This is a genomic window from Paraburkholderia sp. RL17-347-BIC-D (assembly GCF_046027915.1).
Taxonomy (GTDB): Bacteria; Pseudomonadota; Gammaproteobacteria; order Burkholderiales; family Burkholderiaceae; genus Paraburkholderia.
The window spans coordinates 125,068-145,873 of sequence record NZ_JARESS010000007.1; the positions used below are offsets into that span (position 1 = coordinate 125,068).

A 20,806-nucleotide genomic window follows, 5' to 3' on the forward strand; every position below is an offset into this window, starting at 1 on the left:
ATGAAGCTGCGTAACACCGCGCTGGCACTCGTCGCCACCGGTTTGATTTCTGGCTGCGCCACCGGCCCCGACCGTAAACCCGGCGACCCGCTCGAGCCGATGAACCGGGCCGTGTTCAATTTCAACGACGGATTGGACCGCTACGTCGCCGTTCCGGTGGCGAAGGGTTACCAGAAGGTGACACCGCAACCGTTGCGCACCGCCGTGAGCAACTTCTTCTCGAATCTGGGCGATCTGACCAATGCCGCGAATGCGCTGCTGCAGTTGAAGATCACCGACGCGACCGAGGACTTCGTCCGTTTCGCGTTCAATTCGACCTTCGGTCTGGGCGGCCTGCTCGATTGGGCGACGCCGGCCGGGCTGCCCAAGCATCATCAGGATTTCGGCCTGACGCTGGGTCACTGGGGCATTCCGTCGGGGCCGTATCTAGTCCTGCCGCTGTTCGGCCCGAGCACGGTGCGTGACAGCATGGGGCTTATCGTCGACGTGAAGTTCAACCCGCTGAACTACATGGAGCCGGCGGTGCGCAATCCGCTGTACGTGCTGCAGTTCGTGAGCGTGCGCTCCGACCTGCTGGGTGCGTCGGACCTGCTGCAACAGGCTGCCTTGGACAAGTACTCGTTCGTGCGCGACGCCTACACGCAGCAACGCCGTGCGCGTCTGCGCGGCACCAGCGACAACGCGGCGCCGCTGCCGAACTATGACGATCAGGGCGATTCCGGCGCCTCGTCGGCGCCCGCAGCGGGCGCGCCGGCGGCAGGCGCTCTGCCCAACTACGCGGATCCGGGCGACGCCGCGGAAGCCCCGAATGCGGCCTCTGGCGCCGCCACGGGCGCCCCGGCAGGCGTGCCCAACTACACCGATCCGGGTGAGGCGCCCGCGAGCGGCGCAGCGGGCTCGACGCAGCCGGCCGCGCCGGCTGCGGCACCCAACGGCGCTTCAGGCACGGCCGCACCGACGCCGCCAGCGGCGCCTTCCGCAGCGCCGGCCGACAGCACCCAGCCGGCCTCAGCGCCGGTGACGCAATAAGTATCGGGATTCAGGCGGGGCGCCCAGAACGGGCGCCCCGTAAAGCCGAGCTAGACGCCGGCCAAGACAGGACAAGCTACAACTTCGGCGTGCAACGCGCCGCAGTCTGGGTTAGAGCCAATCAACCGGTTCAATGCAGGCTATCCACCTCGGCGCGCGACGCAACCCGCTCTTCTTCGACCGCAACCGCGCCTTGCGACACCGGCCCCGAATCCTCGCGATACCGGGCAAACGCCTCATCCGCATAACGAATCCGCGTGCGCCCGTGAGACGCCGGCTCGCCGTTTTCGTCGAGATTGACGAACACCATCTTCTCCACGGTCAGGATACTTTTGCGCGTGATCTTGTTGCGCACTTCACAGCGCAACGTGATCGAGGTGCGGCCGAAATGCGTGGCGGTCATGCCGAGTTCGATGATGTCGCCCTGCCGCGCCGAACTGACGAAATTGATCTCGGACATGAACTTGGTCACGACGCGCTGATTGTCGAGCTGACAGATGGCGTAAATCGCGGCTTCTTCGTCGATCCAGCGCAGAAGGCTGCCGCCGAACAGCGTGCCGTTGGGGTTCAGATCTTCGGGCTTGACCCACTTTCTCGTGTGGAAATTCATTCGGTACTCCGTGTTCGAGGCACCTGGGCCGCGCGCTTGGCAGCACGGCCTAGGGTTAACACTGACATTGTACCAAATCTAAGGGTTTTCCCTAGTATTTCAATATCTGCTGAATAAAAGGGACAGCGCCGTCGCGACGCGCGCTTCAGATGGTGGCCATGCGCAAGGCCCCGGCCTCGCCCATCGCACGCCGTGCCTGGACCAGCGAGAGGCGCGCCGCCCGAGCGTCGACGGCAACCTGGATCAGCGCGCCGAGTTGCGACGGCTGCCGGATCAATTCCCGCAGAATCGGCCCGAGCGCCGTGCTGCCGTCGTCGCGCAGGCCGGCGGTCGCCGCGGAAGGCAGCGTGCGCCACGCCGGATCCACGATCGCGCGGCACACGGCAAACGGAACCCCATGCGCGGCGGCCTTCGCGCCGGCAATATGCGACTCCATATCCACCGCCAAAGCGCCGTTCGAGCGATGCAGCACGTCCTTGTCGCCCGCCGTTACCAGCGGCGCGGTGACGGCCGCCATGAGACCGCGCCGCAAACGCGCGGAGAGCGGCCCGGCCGCCAGCGCGGCTGCGAGCCTGTCGGACCATGGCCGATCGGTCTGGAGGCGCCCAAATGGCCCCTCGACGGCATCCGCAACGATCAGCGAGCCCGGCTGCAGATCCGGCGCCAAACCGCCCGCCGTGCCGAAACTGATGATGCCCGAACAGCCTCGCGCCACTGCAGCGCTCAACGCGCGCTCCAGCAGATCGGCGCGCGCCGCGTAGACGACCTCGACGCCTTCGCCACGGGCGATGCGCGCCTCGAACGCCATGCCCGTCACCACGATCACCGGCAAGGGACTGCGGCCGTCATCGGCTGACGGCGGGGTGGATAGCGGCATCCGTTACATCCCGACCGCGACGCGCGTGAGGCCGTTGCGCTTCAGATGACGGAAGCGCGCCAGCGCCCACAACGGGAAGAACTTGCGATAGCCGTGATAACGCAGATAGAACACGCGCGGAAAGCCCGTCGCGGTGAAACGCGTTTCGTCCCACAGGCCGTGCTCGCGCTGTTCACGCTGCAAATACGCGACGCCGCGCGCGACCGCTTCGTGATTGACCTCGCCGGCCGCCATCAGGCCCATGAGAGCCCACGCGGTTTGCGAAGCCGTGCTCGGCGCGCGCTCATAGCCGTGGTAGTCGAGCTTGTAGCTCTCGCCGCCCTCGCCCCAGCCGCCGTCTTCGTTCTGGATCGACAGGAGCCACTGCGCCGCGCGCTTCATGCGCGGGTCGTCGTGCCGCATGCCGGCGGCGTTCAGCGAACACAGCGCGGTCCACGTGCCGTAGATGTAGTTCAGGCCCCAGCGGCCGTACCAGCTGCCGTCCGATTCCTGGTCCTTCAGCATGTAGTCGAACGCGCGCTGCGCCGGCTCGCTGTTCTGCGGCAGTTCGCCGAGTTGCGCGAGCATCGACAGACAGCGGCCCGAGACGTCCGCGGTCGGCGGATCGAGCAAGGCGCCGTGATCCGAGAATGGAATGTTGTTCAGGTAGTACTGCGTGTTTTCCGGCTCGAACGCGCCCCAGCCGCCGTCGCTGCTCTGCATGCCGACCACCCATTCGCGCGCTCGCACAATCGCTTCGCGATCGACATCCGATTGCGTAATCGTCGCGGAGCGCTGCATCGCCATCACGACCACCGCCGTATCGTCGACGTCCGGGTAGTGCGCGTTGTTGTACTGGAACGCCCAACCGCCCGGCCGCACATTCGGACGGCGCGAAATCCAGTCGCCGCGCACATCGAGAATCTGCAGCGGACGCAGCCACGCGAGTCCGCGTTCGGCGGCCTGTTCGGCATGCGCCTCGCCGGTTTCGAGCAGCGCGTGCGCCGCGAGCGACGTGTCCCAGACCGGCGACAGACACGGCTGGCAATATGCTTCGTCATCCTTGATAACGAGCAGGTTTTCGATCGACTGGCGAGCAATCGCGCGATTCGGATGATCGGCCGGATAGCCGAGCACGTCGTACATCATCACCGAATTCGCCATGGCCGGGAAAATCGCGCCGAGGCCGTCTTCGCCATTGAGCCGTTCATCGACGAAAGCCACCGCCTCGCGCACCGCGCGCTCGCGCGTGGCCTTCGGGAACAGGCCGTCGACGGCGCGCAGCAGCATGTCCACGCCACTGAAAAACCGGAACCAGCCGGCATGCTGATGCGGCGCCCGATCGCGCGGGCCGGTGTTGACCGGCGCACCGCGGAACAGCTCGTCGATCCGCACACGGCGCGGGTTGCGCGCCACCGGCCGCTTCGCATTGAGCACGAGGAGCGGCACGATCACGGTACGCGCCCAGTACGACACCTTCGACAGATGGAACGGGAACCACATGGGCAACAGCATGATCTCGACGGGCATCATCGGCACCGCGCGCCAGGACACCACGCCGAACAGCGCGAGCAGAATCCGCGTGAAGACGTTCACGGTTTCGGCGCCGCCGTTCGCGAGAATCGCCTCGCGCGCGCGGACCATATGCTCGGCGTCAGCCGGGTCGCCGATCATCTTCAGTGCGAAATACGCCTTCACGCTGGCGCTGATGTCGAGCGCGCCGTCGGTAAACAGCGGCCAGCCGCCGTCGGGCAACTGGATGCGGCGCAGATACCGCGCGATCTTCTGTTCGAGTTCCACGTTCGGCGTTTCGCCGAGGTAGTGGACCAGCAGCACGTATTCGGCGGGAATCGTCGCATCGGCTTCGAGTTCGTAGACCCAGTGGCCGTCCGCCTTCTGCGCGGCGAGAATCGCATCGGTCGCGCGCGTGATCGCGGCGTCGAGCGATGCCGTGGGCACATCGCCCGCATTAGCCGGCGCGGACGCGTTCGGCGCTGCTTCGGCGAAATCAGGCAGCACGGCGTCCAGCGGCTGGGCTTGAGACAAATCGTTCATCGGCGTTCCATCGGTTCATTCAGCAACGTATCCGCGGCCTTCTGGCCGGAGCGGATCGCGCCTTCAATCGTCGCGGGCAGGCCGGTAGCCGTCCAGTCGCCCGCGAGCATCAAGTTATTCCAGCGAGTGCGCGTGCCGGGCCGCCGCATTTCCTGATCCGGCAGCGCGGCGAAGGTCGCACGTTTTTCCACGACGACTTGCCAGGCCGGCATCGGCGCGACCGGCAAGCTCGCCGCCTGAGCCACTTCGGCCCAGACGGTGGCCGCGAGTGCTTCATGCGGCGTGTCGAGCAACCGCTCAGCGCCGTTCACCGTCACCGACAAGCGGCCTTCGAAGGCGAACAGCCACTCGGCCGTGCCGTTGAGCAGCCCGGTGACCTGCGGCAAACCAAACGGCGGCTCGACCGCGAAATGCACGTTGACGGTCGCCGCGAAGCGCGTCGGTGCGCGCAAGCCTTGCACGAGCGTTTGCGCGATTTCCGGCGATACCGCGAGAATCACGGCCTGATTCGCGTCGAGCGGGATGCTTTCGGCGGCGAAATTCAGCGCTTGCACGCGGCGGTTGTCGGCGGCAAAGACGATTCCGTCGAGGCGCGAGCCCAGCCGGATCGCCGCGCCGCCGTGCTGCAACAGCCGCAGCGCCGGATCGACGAACGCGCTGCCCAGCCCGTTGCGCGCCACCAGCGGCCGGCACGCAAGGCCGCCGGCAAGCAGCGCCTCGCGCACCATGGCGCCCGTCAGTTCCGCCGACGCTTCGCGCGGCTCGACGTTCAGCATGGCGTGAAACAGCGGCCGCAGCAGACGGTCCCACAACGGTCCGTTGCAGCGCATGGTCTGCGCGACGCTACGCCCGGGTTTGGCGAACAGCAGCGGCGCGAGCGCCAGATAGTCGCCTGGCCCGGTGTTCGGCACGCGCGCGTTCGGGTCGAAGATCCACCACGGCAGGCGTCCCGGCGACAGACGCACGGTCCAGCGTGCCCGCGTGGCCAGATCCACGAACGGATATTCGGGCTGGGCCGGGCCGACCAGTTCGTCGGCGGCGCCGATCGCCCGCGCGTAGTTGAGCGTCGCGGCATTGCCCGACAGCACCATGTGATTGCCGGTGTCGAGTGTCGCGCCCAGCTTGGAGTCGTAGTATGAACGGCAACGGCCGCCCGCCTGGGCAGCCGCTTCATGCAGCACGACGTGCGCGCCGCGCCGCTGCAACTGCACTGCGGCGGCCAGGCCGGCAAGGCCCGCGCCGACCACATGTACGAGCTTTTGCATCAGCTCAGAAGAGCGCGTAACGCGCGACGATCCACAGCATGCGGAGCTTTGGCTTGCTGACCTTCGTGCGCGGAATGTCGAAGCCGCGCTCCAGCGTCCGTTCGAGCAGCACGCGATACACGCCCGACATGATGCGCGGCGCCCGCACCTGGTTGCGCGGCTCGCGGTCCATGATCGCGTCGGAGGCGGCGAAGTGTTCCTTGGCCCGCTCGGCGAGCGTGGCGCACACGCGCGGCAGCGACGGGTCGTCGGCGATCTGCGTGGGGCTCGTCACCGCAATGCCTTCGCGCGCCAGCAATTCGTGCGGCAGATAGCAGCGGTTGATGCCGGCGTCTTCGTCGATATCGCGCAGGATGTTGGTGAGCTGCAGCGCGCGGCCCAGATGGTGCGCGAGCAAACGGCCGGGCTCTTCCTGCATCCCGAATATCCTCACCGATAGGCGGCCCGCCGCGCTGGCGACACGGTCGCAATAGAGGTCGAGCGTCTCTTCATCGGGAGCGCAGATGTCGGCGGCGGCGTCCATCGCCATGCCGTCGATCATCGCGTGAAAATCGTCGCGTTGCAGATGAAACGTGTGAATGTGCCGCGTCAACGCGCGCAGCGAAGCGCGCGGCGCGCCGGCGTAGCACGCGTCGATATCGGCACGCCAGCGTTCGAGCGCGGCGGCGCGTTCGGCGGGCGGCAGGTCGCTGTCGGCGATATCGTCGACAGCGCGGCAGAAAGCGTAGACCTGATACATCGCGTCGCGCTGCGCCGCCGGCAGGATGCGCATTGCGAGATAGAACGAGCTGCCGGATGTGGCGGCAGCGGCGTCGATTTCTGTATCGTCCACGACAAGATTGGAAACAGCCAAGACGATCTCCGCTGGAGGCGCCCGCTGAAAGGCGTTCAAGAAGTTTTATGCCTGCCCGCAGGGCCGGCGGCACGCGCGCGGGGACACGCGCGAAACACCCGGCTGGGAGGCCGGAAACGGCGAAAAGTATATCAACGTTTGTGAGATGCCGCAGTTTCGTCGGCGGATAAGGGGCCGGAAGGAAGCCTGAAGTGGGTCAGGCAGTGCGCTTCACGCCATCCACTGTGGCCTGTACGGCGCCTCTGGCGAGGCGCAACGCCGCTGTGGAGCGGCGTTAGACGAACCCGACCGAGCGGTTGCGTCCTTGCCGCTTCGCGCTATACAGCGCGGCGTCGGCTTCGTTGATGAGCACGTCATACGAAGGCACGCCGACCCGCGCCGACGCGCCGCCGACGCTCGCCGTCACGGGTACGCTCGTACCCTGCACTTCGACCGGCGTGTCGGCGATCGTGCAGCGGATCTTTTCCGCGACGCGCATCGCGTCGTCGAGCGGCGTGCAAGGCAGCAGCAACGCGAATTCCTCGCCGCCGAAGCGCCCGAAGGTATCCTGCGCCCGCACCACCTCGGCGACGCGCTGCGCCATCACGCGCAACACCGTGTCGCCGACACCGTGGCCGAACTGGTCGTTGATTTTCTTGAAGTGATCGAGATCGAACAGCAGCACCGACATATCGCCGCCGTAGCGCTGCCAGCGCGTGTATTCGTCGCGCAGGCGCGCTTCGAAGAAGCGGCGGTTGGCAATGCCGGTCAGGCCGTCGCGATCCGCATATTCCTGCAGCTTCGCGACCGCCTCTTCGCGTTCGCGCTGCACGATGCTCACGTGCGTGACGTCGGAAATGGTCACGCACACGGCCACCACTTCGCGCTCGCGCATGAGCGGCATGAAGGTGCAGTCCTGCTGCATGAAATCGACGCCGCCGGTAATCGGCCGGTCGTGATCGAACTTGAAGAGATACGGGCGCTGTTCCCACGAGCTGAATGCAAAACTGCCGAGCTGAAACACGCTTTCGATCTTGCGTGCCAGCCACACGCGCGGCAGTTCGGGAAAATGCGTGAAGAGCGACTTGCCGACCACCTGGTCCGGCGTCAGTCCGCTGTGATCCTGCATGAAGCGGTTCCACATGAGCACGTTCATGTCGCGATCCAGCACAAAAATGCCGAAACCGACACGTTCGACCACCAGATCGCTCAACGAGTCCACGGGCACATTCATAGGCTCGACAGCAGCGCGTCGAGCGCGCCGTTCATGTGGCGAATCGATTCTTCGGCCATCAGCATCACGAGGTGCGCGCGGAAGCTCTGGTCCTCGAGCGCGAAATTCACTTCGACCAGCAAGGCCACTTCCCATTGCAGCACGCCGGGCTGGAAAACCTCGTCGAGCGTCATGGCTTCGCCGAGCAAACCCGGCGCGGAGAAGATCGGCGTGCGGCCGAGCTGGTCGAGAATGCACGACACGCAGGCGCCGGTCAGCACGTTGGCCACATCGAACACCAGCTCTGTCTGGCTCACCGCTTCGTAGGACGAGCGCGAGTACGGGTCGCTGACGAGCGCACACAGTTGCTCGATGCTGTCGCTGCGGCAGATCACCAGCGCCTCGCCCTTGATATCGGAGCGAAAGCCCTGGCGCACCGCGCTCACCGTGTCCTCGATCCCGGTCATCTCCCGCAGCGCCTGCGCCGCCTCGCTGACCGCCACCACCTTCACGCGCGGCACCGACAATTCGATGAACGCATCGAGCAGCCGCGCCAGACGTGTCGCGGCTTGGCCCATCGCCAGATTGGCGACCTCTTGCAGCGCGTCGCGCTGATCTTCGTTGAGGACTGGCTCAGACATACAACCCGTACTCCTTGAGGATGGGTAGTACCGCCTCGGGCGTCACAGGCTTGGCGATGAACGCCACAGCGCCGAGCGCGCGCACGCGCGACTGGGCCATCGGCTGAACATCGGCGGAGACGACGATGACGAAGGTGTTCAGATCCTCGTGCTGCAACGCTTCCAGCACCTGATAGCCGGTCATGTCCGGCATGGTCAGGTCGAGGAACATCACCGACGCCTTGCCTTCGCGATACAGAGCGAGCGCTTCGCGCCCGTTCGACGCGTAAGACACGTCGACCTCCCAGTCCGGCGGCAATGCCTTGGTGAGCACTTTGCGGGCAAGCAATGAATCATCGGCGATCACAATGGGCAAAGGCATGGGCGGGTCGGAAAGCGGAATTAGCTCATTCGCGTTAACGGCGGATCGAGGCGGATTCTTTAGCGCGAAGTCTGTCGACCAGCGTCAAAGTCGGCTGAAGCTTGCTGAAATACGGATTGCAGGCGAGCGGGGAGCGCGCGCGGCGAGGCGCGTTGGACGGAACCGGTGGGAACGCCTGAAAGCGTACGCGCACGGTGGACGACGGCTATGACCGGCATGTTCGAAGCCTACCCCGTAGATGAATCTGCGCGGCTTCGTGGATCGGGCTGGTCCCTTGCCGCGCACGTGATTCCGCGAACGCCTTCCGCCACGCGTGGTACGCATGGCCTGGCTGGGTGCCCTCGCGGCAGATGCGTCCGAACATGGCGGACGCATTTTTATCATGGCGCTGATTTTCGAAGTAAAACGGCGGAAAGGCAACTCGCCAATTTCACTTTCATTAAAGAGATTTTCCCATTAAATACTATTTTTGAAAATCTTTTGGTAGATTTGGAAGGGATTCTTTTACTTCCATCCTTTTGTGTACGTTTGCGCTTCTCGATTCGTCGCTGTTTTAAAAAGCAGACAATTGAGTCGTCAGTCGATGGGCGGTCCGACAGCCGCCCGAGGCGGTCCGTTTGCCGCGGGTAACTTCTACCGCCGCTCCGTGTCTATGCTTCTCGTATGATGCTGACTCCCGGCCTCTGTCCCGAACGACCTTCGCATTACCGACAATGACACCAGACCGGTTCGAACCGCCGCCCGCGAGCCGCCTTGCCACTCACCGGCAGGACGAGGCATTGTTCCCCGCTGTGCCGGAACAGAATTTTCAGGTGCGGCGCATCACGTTGATCGCGCTGCTGATCGCTGCGATCGTCCTGCCTTGCGTGTATGTCGCGGCCATGGCGCTCAGCGATCTGCGCACACGCGAGGCCGACGCCACCGACATGACGCTACGCACGGTGCGGATCGCGGAAGAGCACGCGCTGAAAGTGTTCGACATGAACGAGACGCTGGATGCGCGCATCGTCGATCTGACCGAGGGTCTGGACGATGACGGCATTCGCGAGCGCGAAGCCGCCATTCACGAGAAGCTGCGCGTCATGGGCGGCGGCTATCCGCAAGTGGCCGCCGTGTCGATTTTCGGGCGCGACGGCGCCTTGCTCGCCAGCAGCCGCTACCTGCCGTCGCCGGTCATCTCGGTCGGCGAGCGCGAGGATTTCACCGGCATTCGCGACGGCAAGGATCTGGAGCATGTGTCGAAAGTCATGACGGGACACGTGGCCGGCGAACAGGTGTTCAACATGGGCGTCGAACGGCCCGCCGCCGACGGCTCGTTCGCCGGCGTGGTCTCCGTCGCGCTGCGGCCGAGCTATTTCGACGCGTTCTACCGCGAACTGCTCGGCGGCAACAACAGCGGCACGCCGATGACCATGAGCCTCGTGCGCACGGACGGCTCGATCCTCGCGCACTATCCGCGCACGCCGCGCGAGCCCACCGCCATGGCACCGCAAACGCCGTTCGCCGAAGCGCTCGCGCAGGGACGGCGGGCCGGCGTGGTGCGCATGCATTCGAATGTCGACGGCGAAGATCTGATTCTCGCGTTCCGCCACGTCGGTTCGTATCCCGTCTACGTGGTGTGCGGCTATCGGGCCTCGGCGATCTGGGCCGCGTGGTACCGGCACCTCGGCGTGCTGATCCTGTCGATGTTCACGCCGTCCATCGCGCTGTGGTGCGTGATCTGGTTGTCGCTGCGCCGCCTGGGCGCCGAACAGGAGGCGTGGGAGCGCTGGCAGGCCGAAGCGTCCATGCGCCGCTCGATCGAATCGGCGTATCGCCAGTCGCGCAAGATGGAGGCGCTGGGCACGCTGGTCGGCAGCGTCGCGCACGATTTCAACAACCTGCTGATGATCCTCTCGGCCAACGTGCAGATTGCGCGGCGGCGCGGCGTGACGGGTCTGGATCGCGAGTTGTCGGCAATGGAGCGGGCGCTGAAGAACGGCCAGTCGCTCACGCGGCAATTGCTCGGCGTGGCGCGCAAACAGCCGCTGCGCAACGAGACGCTGTCGCTCGAACGCTGGCTGCCGGCCTGCCGCGAATTGCTGCGTGCCTCGCTCGGCGCGAAGGTGTCGCTGGTGATCGATATCGGCGTCGAGATCTGGCCGATGCGCGTCGACGTCGCGGAACTGGAGCTGGCGCTCATCAACGTCGCGGTGAACGCGCGCGACGCCATGCCGAACGGCGGGCGCTTCACGGTACGCGCCACCAATATCCAGTTCCGGCACGAAGACGGCTTTCCGCTGACGGGCGACTTCGTGCAACTGTCGCTCGAAGATACAGGCGTAGGCATGGCGCCCGACGTGCTCGCGCGCGCCTTCGAACCGCTGTTCACCACCAAGCCGAAAGGCATGGGCACGGGCCTCGGCTTGCCGCAGGTTTTCGCATTCTGCGAGCGTTCCGGCGGCCTCGCCGCGATCGACAGCGCGGTCGGTGCGGGCACTTCCGTGCGTCTCTATCTGCCACGCGCCACGGCTGAGCCGGAGGTCGACGGACCGCCCGAAACCGGCGCCGAGGAGAACGGCGCGCCGCCGGGCCTGCGCATTCTGCTGGTCGAAGACAACGAGGAAGTGGCAGCCGGCACCGAAGCCCTGCTGCAGATGATGGGCCATCAGGTCACGTGCGTCTTCAACGCCGACACCGCGCTGCGCCTGTTCGACGACGCCCACGCGCGGCAAGCGCGCACCGGCGAACCGCTGCCGTTCGATCTGGTGCTGTCCGACATCCATATGCCCGGCACCATGAACGGCATCGATCTGGCCGAGGCGGTGCTCGCATTCAAGACCAAACTGCCGGTCATTCTCGTCACCGGCTACGCGGAAGAACTCGACCGGGCCCGCCACGTGGATGTGCGTGTGCTCTCCAAGCCTTTCGATATCGGTTTGCTGGAAAAACTCCTGCAAGCGATCCAGCACGATCTGACGCAGACGGGCGCCGACCCGGCGGCGCATCCGGCGGAGTAAGGCCCGCCTTGGCGGGCGTGGAACCAAATCTGACATTTACCGGTGGTTGTAAAAGCGCGGCGGCGGCATGCCGCGCTTTTTTGCGCCGCCGCCGCGCGCAGGTCGGCGCCGGCGGGCGCGGCAGGCCCGTCGCACGGGCCCGGCATGATCGTTGCGGCGTCAAAATAAGCAACGAGAGCGGCGCGTTGGCGCGTCGTCCGTCCTGCCTAAATACGTCGGGAGACAGCCATGCGACACACCGTGATTGGTTTATTCGACACCTTTGCTCAAGCGGAAGCCGCGCGCGACACGCTCGTCCAGACCGGTTTTGGACGCGAGACGATCGAATTGCAGGCGAATCCGGAACCGTCGGTCGGTTCCGCAACCGACGAAGTCGCCAGTTCGGGCGTGCTGGCAAATATCGAGCGTTTCCTGTCGAGCCTGTTTGCAAGCGGTCCACGTGCGCCGGAAACAGCGCGCTACGCCGAGGCCGTACGGCGCGGCGCGGTGCTCGTGTGCGTCAACGCGGCGAGCGAAGCCCACGCGGACCTCGCTCGCAATACCTTGACGAGATTGGGCGCGACCGATATCGGCGAACGCTCGCCCGATTGGGACGCGCCTGTGGAAGACTCCGGGCGCGAGCATTCCGTCCTCGATGAACTCGGCATCGGCGCTATGACGCCGCGTACGTCGAGCGTATCGACGCCCAGCGCGGCCGCGACTACGCGGCCTGCCACGATGGCTGATCCAGGGTACACCGTGCCGCCCGGCAGCACGGACGCCGAGCCGTTCGTGCCGCCGCCGCTCAGCGAGCGCCCGCTGACGGATCCGGTCAACGAACCGGTCACGGATCCACTGGTCGGCGACGTAGGCCGTAGCGCGATCGCTGCGGGCTCGGTACCGGGTTCGGGCGCGATCATGCAGCCGTCCGAAGTCGTCCCCGAAGCGAGCCAGCCGACCGCCGGTTTAGGCGGCCAAATGCCGAACGAATATCTCGAGTACGAGGAAGACTTCCGCGCGCACTACGACGAGCAGTACGCCTCCGAAAACGCACGTTACGAAGACTATGTGCCGGCCTACCGCTATGGCGCGGAGATCGGTAAGGACATGCGGTATCGCGACCAGCCTTGGGACGACGTCGAACCGGAAGCACGACGTCATTGGGAAAGCACCTCGCCGGACAGCACGTGGGAGCGCTTCAAGCTGGCCGTGCGTCATGGCTGGGAGCGGGTGACGGGACATCATCACGTCTGAGCCTGAGCAATTCGTGGCGGCATGCCGTGGAGGTCACGGCAATGCCGCCGCGTTCAGTCGTCTGATGCGCTCGCGCCATTCGCTTCAAGCAGCGGTCTGGTGCTTGACCCACGCGACGTAGCGGTCGACGAAAGTCTGCAGAAATTTGCGTGTACCGTCGCTCAGGATCTCGCCTTTTTCGTTGATGACCGCCGCATCGTGCTTGATGAACACCTCGGGTTGGCCGAGCGTCGGCACGTCGAGATACGCCAGCACATTGCGCAGATGCTGTTGCGCCAACGCCGTGCCGGTCGCGCCAAGCGACGTGCCGATCACGGCGCCGGGTTTGCCGGCCCATGAATTGGCGCCCCACGGGCGCGAACCCCAGTCGAGCGCGTTTTTCAGCACGCCGGGCATGGACCGGTTGTATTCGGGGGTGACGAACAGCAGGCCGTCCGCGGCTTCAATGCGCTGCTTCAAGTGCTTGCCGGCTTCGGGATAGTCGGCGTCGTAATCCTGGCTGTAAAGCGGCAGCGAGCCGATGTCGATGAATTCGAAGGTGAAGTCGGACGGCGCCAGTGAAATCACGGCTTGCGCCAACTGCCGGTTGAACGACTCGCGGCGCAAGCTTCCGACGACGACTGCAATGTGATGGGCCATGATTCGCTTCCTTGTTGTGAGGCGCTCGAGGCGCAAAGGGTACGAACTGTCCATCATAGCCAATAGCTGCGCGGGCGGCGACGACGGGCGGCAAAATACTGCCCCGCGACTATTGGGGCAGGTACGGCAGCGGTGCGCGGTGGATAACTCTGCATCCCACAAAGTTATCCACAGATTCACTGAATAACCTTGTGGATAACTGGTACTTTTGCCTTGTCAATCAAGCATGCTTTCGGTCTAGGACGTTTTGAGGCAAACAAGCGTTTGTTGCCTGTCCTGCTCAGCCGGAAATCCACGCGACGGGCATAAATGACCGATGACGCGCGCCGCGTGAGCAAGTCTACTTGATCGAGGATCGAGCCATGAGTCCGAATTACGCAGGTAAATCCCACGACGAAGCAGTGGCTGCTCGCAAGAAGGAAAAGCAGCGGGCACAGGAACAGCCCGGCGGCGAGATGGCCGTCGACGGTACGGAAGCGGACGCCGTGCATAGCAGCGGCGAGTTGTCCGAACGCGGCAAGGAAGTGTGGCGCCGCGGTAGCGGCATGGATGGCGGCGGGAAGATTTAGCCGGCGGTAGCGCGGCGTGCCTGTTGGCCTGTTGTCTTGCGCCGTCGCGCAGCGCTTGGCGTTTGACGCTTCGCGGTCGCGACTTTTTTTGCCAAGCTATGAAGGCGAGGTGTCGTGCTCGGCTGCCTTATGTCACGAGTTGGTCTCGCTGCGTGTTCAGCGTGTCACTCCGGCACGGCAATGTCGCCATCTACCAATTGCCAGCCGTAGGTCTCGGCAAACAACTGGGCCGCATCGGCGTCTTCGAAAAAGGGCATGTCGGCGTGCCCCTGGAACGGGTAGATCACCCGCTCGTCGCTCAAGCGGATCACTTTCAGTGTCGGCACCGTGCCGCTAGAGGTACGGCGCGACGACGCCATCACCTGATAGTTCGCACGGCCCGTAAGTGCCGGAAGATTCGCGCCTTGCGAGCGCCTGGAAGCTTGACTTGCCATTGGCGCGCGCATCAGAGCCCAGCGATCGACTGGCCTGCAACCATGCCGTCGATGACCTGCTCCGCGTAGGTGGCTGAAGCAATGCGCGCGTCGCCGGCCGCGCCGAACGGTGAACGGCTCGGCACGCGAAACACGCGGCTGCTGGTCATCGTGTCGTCGGTGCCGCGCCGGCAGATTCGCACGGCGGCATCGAAGCCCGAATCGTAGTGGCGAACGCCATCGAGACCGCTCGGTTGGTGCGGATACACCAACGGATAGATCTCTAGACCCCGGTAACTTCTGATCGTATTGCCCATGATGCTCGTCTCCGATGAAGGCTTTCGTGGAACGTGGCGTCGTTGTCGGGCGCAATGCCGGCCGGACCGCGGCGTACCAGCGAAACGTGATGTTGATCGACGATGTGCGTACAGAGCGGCCGCTTCAATCAAGCCGGGCCGACGACATCGCAGAGATGCGTAGGAGGAAGGGACCCTGTTCGGTGCAGGGCGCTGTGATGCGAGGCGTTTGCGTCAGAGACTGCGCGCGATGTGCAGGAGAACTGCAAGCTGTTGACCCACTGTAACACGTTAGTAGGGTGAGCATTGAACGCATTTGTGTGCCGGGCGCGAGTGTTGCTTCGGAGTGCCGGGTATTGTTTTCCGCTGCTGTGATGCGCGGCGTCTCCTGGACCGAGTTTCTATGGATTTTTTTGGCCGATGGCGTTCGCCGCGTTGATTCGGGCGTGTAGCGGTGTTGCCCGGAAGATCTCATGCCAGCATCAGGCAGTCAGTCTAATTCTCTGCTTCAAAAGCAAAAGGGCGCCCACATCGGCGCCCTTCTTTTTGTCTTCGAAAGACTTTCTCGTCGACGGGTCCGTGCCCGTCAGCCGATCAGTTGCCGAAGAATACGTTGCAATACGACGCCGGGCCGTTGCACTGCGACGGAGCGGCAGCCTGGGCTGCGCCGGAAGCGGCGGCAAACAGGGCGACGGAAGCGATCAGGGCGGAAAGAATGCGTTTCATGGTGCTGCTCCTCAGCGTTTGGTTCGCGATCTGGTGCGATCGATGGACTGAAGAATATCGACTGAGGGTCCGCCGACAAACAGCGAAGTCAATAAGACTTTTTTTCAATTATTGAAATAATCCGGTGGGCCGTCTGGTGCAGCTTCGGGTGCCAATTGGCGGTGGGTATTGCTTGCCCGGCGCTACGCCGGCAGCATCACTCCCGCGCGATTTCACTTTCCGCAATAATCTATTGTCATTGTCATAACGGCCTGCACGGCGCGACTAAGCTCATCTGGTCATCGCTCATGGTCGGGCCTATGTTCAATACCGATTCGATTGCGCAGGCGCTCGCGGGAGAATGGCGCACGCGCTCAGCCACAGTGCGAGGAAAATCACCCGCTCATGAATCACTACGATCCAAGAAAAAACGCGCGGCAGGCAGGATCGCGACAATGGGGCAGTCCATGGCGCAAGTAGGGGGCACGGCGCTCGACGATCCGGTTTATCTGACGCAATTGCGGCGCGACCTGGTGCGTTTTGCCCGTCTGCAATTGCGCGACGCCGCCGCTGCGGAAGATGCCGTTCAGGAAGCGCTCGCCGCGGCATGGACGCAAGCCGATCGATTCGCCGCACAGTCGGAACACAAGACATGGGTGTTCGGTATCCTGCGGCACAAACTCGTCGACACCCTGCGTGCCCGGCGACGCACGAGCAACCTGTCGGCGCTCGAATCCGAACTCGACGGTGAAGCCTTGCTCGATCGCGAGTTGTTCAAGGACAACGGCCATTGGTCGCGCGAAACAAAGCCGCGTCCCTGGCCGACGCCGGAAACCGCGCTGCGTCAGCAGCAGTTCTGGGCCCTGTTCGAGATGTGCCTCGAACGCTTGCCGGAGCACATCGGACGCGTGTTCATGATGCGCGAATTCCTCGATCTCGACACCGAGGCGATTTGCGCCGAATTGCAGATGACCGCCAATCATTGCAGCGTGCTGATCTACCGCGCGCGGCTGCGCTTGCGCACTTGCCTGAGCGAAAAGGGCCTATCCAGCGAGGATGCGAATGGGGAAATGTAAGCACATCACGCGCTTGTTGTCCGACGCGCTCGACCGTTCGTTGACGACCGGCGAATGGGTCGCGATCCGGCTGCATCTGCCGACCTGCAGCGGCTGCCGCAACTATCGCAAACAGATCCGTCTGCTGCGCGTGGCGGCGCATACGGTCAGCGGAATCGCGACGCCGGGCGCGTTGAACAGCGACGATTGAAGCGCGCTGTGCGTCGTGCTTGGATGGCACGGCATGCGTGGGCGCGCCGCTTGGTCTAGCGCTCGCCGGGCGGCGTGTTCTGGTAGCGCTCGAAGAAACGCGCATGCGACGCTTCGTCGATCGAAACGGGATGCGGTGTGGCGCCGGCCGGATGTTTCTCGAGCTGCGCGCGCGTGCGAACCGGCCGATGCTGGAAATTGCCGCCGCAGTTCGGACACACGTTGCGCAGCGTAGTGAGCGCACACACTTCGCAGAAGGTGCACTCGTACGTGCAGATCATGGCATCGGATGCGTTCGGCGGCAGTGACTTGCCGCATCCTTCGCAGGACGGTCTCAGTTCAAGCATGGTGGCTCCGCGTTTTCAGGGAAGCGAGCTGCGGGACCGCTGCTCGCCTGCCAGGCAGTGTAAGTGGCGTCGGCCGCCCGGAATGGACAGCCGCGCATCAGTTCCTGCCAACGCAGCGAGAGCCTGGTGCGCGGTCACGTCAGCACGGTCCACAACACGAGCGTGAGCGCGAGGCCGACGACGGACACGATCGTCTGCAACACCGACCAGACCAGCACCGTCTGTTTCAGTTGCAGGCCGAAATACTCGCGGACCATCCAGAAGCCCGCATCGTTCACGTGGCAGAAAAAGACCGAACCCGCGCCGATGGCGAGCGCCATCAGCGAATTGTGCGTCGTGCTGAGACCGGCGACGACCGGCGCGACGATGCCGGCCGTCGTGGTGGTGGCAACCGTCGCCGAGCCCGTCGCCTGGCGCAGCGCGACGGCGATCAGCCACGCCAGCAGAATCAGCGGCATGTGCGCGCCGACCGCGATCTTGCCGATGGTCGAGCTGATGCCCGCCACCACGAGCGCCTGCTTGAGACCGCCGCCGGCGCCGATGGTCAGCAGCAGCGCGGCGATGGGCGGCAAGCTCTTGCGCAGAATGCCGCCGACGCGCTCGCGCGCCATGCCCCGCGACCAACCCAGCGCCACCACGGCGAACAGCACGGTGAGGCCGAGCGCGACCAGCGGCTCACCCAGGAAATTCAAGGTGTTGAACAGGAACGTTTCGGGCTGAAGCAGCAGCTTGGCGACGGTGCGCCCTAGCATCAACACGACGGGCAGCAGGATCGTGATGAGCGAGATCGCGAAACTCGGCGGCTCGCCAGTGTCTTCCTTGGCGCTGAAGAGCTTGCCCATTTCCTCCGGTTCGACCACGTGCATCCGCTTGGACAACCAGATGCCGTACAGCGGACCCGCGAGAATCACCGCGGGAATCGCGACGATCAGACCGAGACCGAGCGTGAGGCCGAGATCGGCGTGCAATGCGCTCACCGCGATCAGCGGACCCGGGTGCGGCGGCAGGAGTGCGTGCAGCGTGGTCATGCCGGCCAGCGCAGGAATCGCAATGCGCAGGATCGGCTGCTGCGAACGGCGCGCCATCACGAAGATGATCGGCACCATCATCACGAGGCCGACTTCGAAGAAGAGCGGCAAGCCGATGATCAGCGCGACGACTGCCATCATCCACGGCAGCGTGCGAGGCGTGGAGTGTTTAAGGATGGTCGAGACGAGCCGGTCGGCGGCGCCGGATTCGGCCATGAGCGCACCGAGCATGGCGCCGAGCGCAATGATGATGCCGACGTCGCCGAGCAGCGCGCCGGCGCCTTTACTGAATGCGCTGGCGACAGCCTCGAGCGGTAGGCCGGCGGCGAAACCCGCGGCGAACGTGCCGACCAGAATCGACAGGAACGGCGCGAGTTTCAGCACGCTGATGAAAACGATGATCAGTGCGAGCCCGAGCACGCACGACAGAATGAGTTGGGTGTCGTGGGATGACCACGGCGCGAGTGTTGTCGTCAGATGCACGGTGTTCCTTTTTTTGTCGAATGACGCAGCCGCGGCCGGGCGCGGATGACGAATTGTAGCGGCCGCTTCAGATTCGACGCAGTTACGCGGACAGATTTGAAGGCCGCAGTGCTTCGTTCCGTCCGCGTGATTTGCTTATGCGAATTTATCGGTTCGTCCAGGCTTGCAGACGAATTATCGTCGGAGCCAATCGGTCCGTTTTGCGTCCGTCTTTTTTACGAGCCCTGTTATGTCACGTCATCCGCTGCTCACGCGCCGCGCGTTCATTGCCGGCGTGAGCGCAACGCTCGCTGCCGCCACGCTGCCCGTCATTTCCGCGTCCGCTTTTGCCGCCGAGGCGCACGCCAAGGAATTCCGCATCGGTTATCAGAAAGCCGCCAATACGCTCGTGTTGCTGAAGGCGCACGGTACGCTCGAAAAACGGCTCGCGCCGCTGGGCATCACCGTCAAATGGACCGAGTTTCCTGCGGGGCCGCAGTTGCTGGAAGGACTGAATGTCGGCGCCATCGACTTCGGCTATGTCGGCGAGGCGCCGCCCGTGTTCGCGCAGGCCGCTGGCGCGAACTTCGTCTACGTCGCCTATGAGGTCCCGACGCCGCATGCCGAAGGCATCCTCGTGCATCAGGATGCGCCGATCAAAACGCTGGCCGATCTGAAGGGCAAGAAAATCGCCTTCAACAAAGGCTCGGATGTTCACTGGTTTCTGGTCGCCGCGCTGCAGAAAAGCGGCGTGAAGTACAGCGAGATTCAGCCGGTCTATCTGGCGCCCGCCGATGCGCGCGCCGCCTTCGAACGCGGCGCGATCGATGCGTGGGCGATCTGGGATCCGTTCCTCGAAGCGGCGAAGCGGCAGTCGAATGCGCGCTTGCTCGCGGATGCCGACCGCATTGTGAGCCATCACCAGTTCTTCCTGAGCGCGCGACAGTTCGCGCAACAGAACGCCGATGTGCTCGCGATCACGATGGACGAAGTGGGCAAAGAAGGCGCGTGGGTGCGGGAGCATTACAGCGAGGCTGCCGCGCAACTCGCGCCGATTCAGGGGCTCGACGCCGGCGTGATCGAAGCGGGCTTGCGGCACTATGCGCACGTGTATAAACCTGTCGATGCGAATGTGCTTGCGGAACAGCAACGTATCGCTGATACCTTCAGCGAGCTGCGCATCATCCCGACGAAGATCGTTACCAAGGATGCGGCGTTGCCTGGTAGCAAGGTCTAGTCTGCAGGCGTAGCTTCGATTTGCTGGCCTTGCTACGCCATTCAGGCGAACAGTGCGGCAACGTTTTCCGGCGGGCGGCCGATTACCGCTCGCCCGTTTCGCACGACGATCGGCCGTTGCAGAAGGATAGGATGTTTCTCCAATGCTTCGTATAACTGAGAGTCGGTCAAGGGGGTGTCGGCGAGTTGCAGTTCCTTGTATTCGGCTTCGTTGTCACGAATCATCTCGCGAACTGTGCAGCCTAGTTGTGCGTTCAGTCGCTTGAGTTGTTCGACCGTGAGCGGATGCTTCAGGTATTCGACGATTTCTGTCGCTTCGTTTGCGCTGTTGTAGGTGGTGGTGATTAGCTCGCATGCGGCGCGCGATTTTGAGCAACGGGGGTTGTGGTAGATCGTGATCATGGGTTTTGGGGTGGTGTGGCTGGTTGCGGGATGCTTGTGCATGGCGCACGTTGGATGGGATTTTAGCGGGTGGGGAGATGGCGGAGCGAGGCGGTGCTGTAGAGATTTTTGAATTGGCGAGGTCGCGAGATAAGCAGGCTAGTGGATGTGGATTCGGAGAGGAAAGGCGAGACATGACCGTAATCGCGTGACGTGCGTGATGGTCACGTTCGGCTAGGCTTTCGCGTGAAGAGGTATTTTTCTGTTCGCTTCACTTCCGAGTTAATTGCGTCTGCGAAATGGTATCGGGCGCGGCAGGCCATGCTAGGTCTTTGTGGATTACCTCCCCTGCGGCGCGTGAATGCGATTTG

At 64.1% G+C, this 20,806-nt stretch carries 22 protein-coding genes; 7 read left to right on the forward strand and 15 right to left on the reverse strand.

The annotated features are described in order from the left end of the window. Positions 1–1,029, forward strand: coding sequence for an MlaA family lipoprotein (locus P0D96_RS12230; RefSeq protein ID WP_408313592.1), 1,029 nt, complete (start codon positions 1–3; stop codon positions 1,027–1,029). Positions 1,030–1,159: 130 nt separating this feature from the next. On the opposite strand, the gene P0D96_RS12235 is transcribed toward P0D96_RS12230, so the two are convergent. From P0D96_RS12235 to P0D96_RS12270, 8 genes are all read right to left on the reverse strand, one after another. Further along, positions 1,160–1,639: an acyl-CoA thioesterase gene (locus P0D96_RS12235; protein WP_408313595.1), complete on the reverse strand. Its 480-nt coding sequence runs from the start codon at positions 1,637–1,639 to the stop codon at positions 1,160–1,162. Between the two features lie 145 nt (positions 1,640–1,784). Next, on the reverse strand, positions 1,785–2,516 hold the full coding sequence (locus P0D96_RS12240) for a phosphorylase (RefSeq protein ID WP_408313597.1): 732 nt from the start codon (positions 2,514–2,516) through the stop codon (positions 1,785–1,787). A gap of 3 nt (positions 2,517–2,519) precedes the next feature. Continuing rightward, positions 2,520–4,550, reverse strand: a complete 2,031-nt coding sequence (gene shc / locus P0D96_RS12245) for a squalene--hopene cyclase (protein WP_408313599.1) — start codon at positions 4,548–4,550, stop codon at positions 2,520–2,522. Continuing rightward, positions 4,547–5,815 carry a hydroxysqualene dehydroxylase HpnE gene (gene hpnE, locus P0D96_RS12250; RefSeq protein WP_408177580.1) on the reverse strand — a complete coding sequence of 423 codons (1,269 nt, stop codon included), beginning with the start codon at positions 5,813–5,815 and terminating at the stop codon, positions 4,547–4,549. Before hpnE ends, shc begins: the two co-directional genes overlap by 4 nt. 4 nt (positions 5,816–5,819) lie before the next feature. Then, on the reverse strand, positions 5,820–6,668 hold the full coding sequence (gene hpnD / locus P0D96_RS12255; RefSeq protein WP_132383369.1) for a presqualene diphosphate synthase HpnD: 849 nt from the start codon (positions 6,666–6,668) through the stop codon (positions 5,820–5,822). Positions 6,669–6,942: 274 nt separating this feature from the next. Next, positions 6,943–7,881, reverse strand: a complete 939-nt coding sequence (locus tag P0D96_RS12260) for a sensor domain-containing diguanylate cyclase (protein WP_132383371.1) — start codon at positions 7,879–7,881, stop codon at positions 6,943–6,945. After that, positions 7,878–8,501, reverse strand: a complete 624-nt coding sequence (locus P0D96_RS12265; RefSeq protein WP_132383373.1) for a chemotaxis protein CheC — start codon at positions 8,499–8,501, stop codon at positions 7,878–7,880. The genes P0D96_RS12260 and P0D96_RS12265 overlap by 4 nt, the downstream gene beginning before the upstream one ends. Further along, complete coding sequence (locus P0D96_RS12270) at positions 8,494–8,862, reverse strand: response regulator (protein ID WP_132383375.1); 369 nt, start codon at positions 8,860–8,862, stop codon at positions 8,494–8,496. Before P0D96_RS12270 ends, P0D96_RS12265 begins: the two co-directional genes overlap by 8 nt. A gap of 713 nt (positions 8,863–9,575) precedes the next feature. Between P0D96_RS12270 and P0D96_RS12275 the strand changes: the two genes are divergently transcribed. Together P0D96_RS12275 and P0D96_RS12280 are read left to right on the forward strand one after the other, a co-directional pair. Beyond that, positions 9,576–11,861 (forward strand): hybrid sensor histidine kinase/response regulator family protein, encoded by a 2,286-nt coding sequence (locus tag P0D96_RS12275; protein ID WP_408177581.1) that lies wholly within the window; start codon positions 9,576–9,578, stop codon positions 11,859–11,861. A 228-nt stretch (positions 11,862–12,089) separates the two neighbouring features. Further along, complete coding sequence (locus P0D96_RS12280; protein ID WP_408313601.1) at positions 12,090–13,094, forward strand: hypothetical protein; 1,005 nt, start codon at positions 12,090–12,092, stop codon at positions 13,092–13,094. Positions 13,095–13,178: 84 nt separating this feature from the next. On the opposite strand, the gene P0D96_RS12285 is transcribed toward P0D96_RS12280, so the two are convergent. After that, positions 13,179–13,733 (reverse strand): NADPH-dependent FMN reductase, encoded by a 555-nt coding sequence (locus tag P0D96_RS12285; RefSeq protein ID WP_408313602.1) that lies wholly within the window; start codon positions 13,731–13,733, stop codon positions 13,179–13,181. Between the two features lie 362 nt (positions 13,734–14,095). Here P0D96_RS12285 and P0D96_RS12290 point away from each other — a divergent pair, with 362 nt between their 5' ends. Further along, on the forward strand, positions 14,096–14,302 hold the full coding sequence (locus P0D96_RS12290; protein ID WP_408177584.1) for a hypothetical protein: 207 nt from the start codon (positions 14,096–14,098) through the stop codon (positions 14,300–14,302). 164 nt (positions 14,303–14,466) lie between these two features. Here the strand turns inward: P0D96_RS12290 and P0D96_RS12295 are convergent, their stop codons facing one another. The 3 genes from P0D96_RS12295 to P0D96_RS12305 form a co-directional block, all read right to left on the reverse strand. After that, the gene (locus P0D96_RS12295) at positions 14,467–14,736 is read right to left on the reverse strand and encodes a DUF6723 family protein (RefSeq protein WP_243658573.1); all 270 of its coding nucleotides are present in this window, start codon (positions 14,734–14,736) and stop codon (positions 14,467–14,469) included. An 11-nt stretch (positions 14,737–14,747) separates the two neighbouring features. Beyond that, positions 14,748–15,032, reverse strand: coding sequence for a hypothetical protein (locus P0D96_RS12300; RefSeq protein ID WP_132383386.1), 285 nt, complete (start codon positions 15,030–15,032; stop codon positions 14,748–14,750). Between the two features lie 573 nt (positions 15,033–15,605). Then, positions 15,606–15,737 (reverse strand): hypothetical protein, encoded by a 132-nt coding sequence (locus tag P0D96_RS12305; protein ID WP_279388651.1) that lies wholly within the window; start codon positions 15,735–15,737, stop codon positions 15,606–15,608. Positions 15,738–16,183: 446 nt separating this feature from the next. Between P0D96_RS12305 and P0D96_RS12310 the strand changes: the two genes are divergently transcribed. After that, positions 16,184–16,792, forward strand: a complete 609-nt coding sequence (locus P0D96_RS12310; protein ID WP_408313604.1) for an RNA polymerase factor sigma-70 — start codon at positions 16,184–16,186, stop codon at positions 16,790–16,792. Next, on the forward strand, positions 16,779–16,982 hold the full coding sequence (locus P0D96_RS12315) for a zf-HC2 domain-containing protein (RefSeq protein ID WP_132383388.1): 204 nt from the start codon (positions 16,779–16,781) through the stop codon (positions 16,980–16,982). Before P0D96_RS12310 ends, P0D96_RS12315 begins: the two co-directional genes overlap by 14 nt. Positions 16,983–17,037: 55 nt before the next feature. On the opposite strand, the gene P0D96_RS12320 is transcribed toward P0D96_RS12315, so the two are convergent. Then, positions 17,038–17,328: a DUF1272 domain-containing protein gene (locus P0D96_RS12320; RefSeq protein ID WP_408177586.1), complete on the reverse strand. Its 291-nt coding sequence runs from the start codon at positions 17,326–17,328 to the stop codon at positions 17,038–17,040. Between the two features lie 134 nt (positions 17,329–17,462). After that, positions 17,463–18,839, reverse strand: a complete 1,377-nt coding sequence (locus tag P0D96_RS12325) for a GntT/GntP/DsdX family permease (RefSeq protein ID WP_132383392.1) — start codon at positions 18,837–18,839, stop codon at positions 17,463–17,465. A 229-nt stretch (positions 18,840–19,068) separates the two neighbouring features. Here P0D96_RS12325 and P0D96_RS12330 point away from each other — a divergent pair, with 229 nt between their 5' ends. Beyond that, a complete protein-coding gene (locus tag P0D96_RS12330) occupies positions 19,069–20,055 on the forward strand; it encodes a sulfonate ABC transporter substrate-binding protein (protein ID WP_408284738.1) in 987 nt (328 codons plus the stop codon). Positions 20,056–20,096: 41 nt separating this feature from the next. Here the strand turns inward: P0D96_RS12330 and arsC are convergent, their stop codons facing one another. Further along, positions 20,097–20,456: an arsenate reductase (glutaredoxin) gene (gene arsC / locus P0D96_RS12335; RefSeq protein ID WP_408177588.1), complete on the reverse strand. Its 360-nt coding sequence runs from the start codon at positions 20,454–20,456 to the stop codon at positions 20,097–20,099. Between the last annotated feature and the right edge of the window lie 350 nt (positions 20,457–20,806).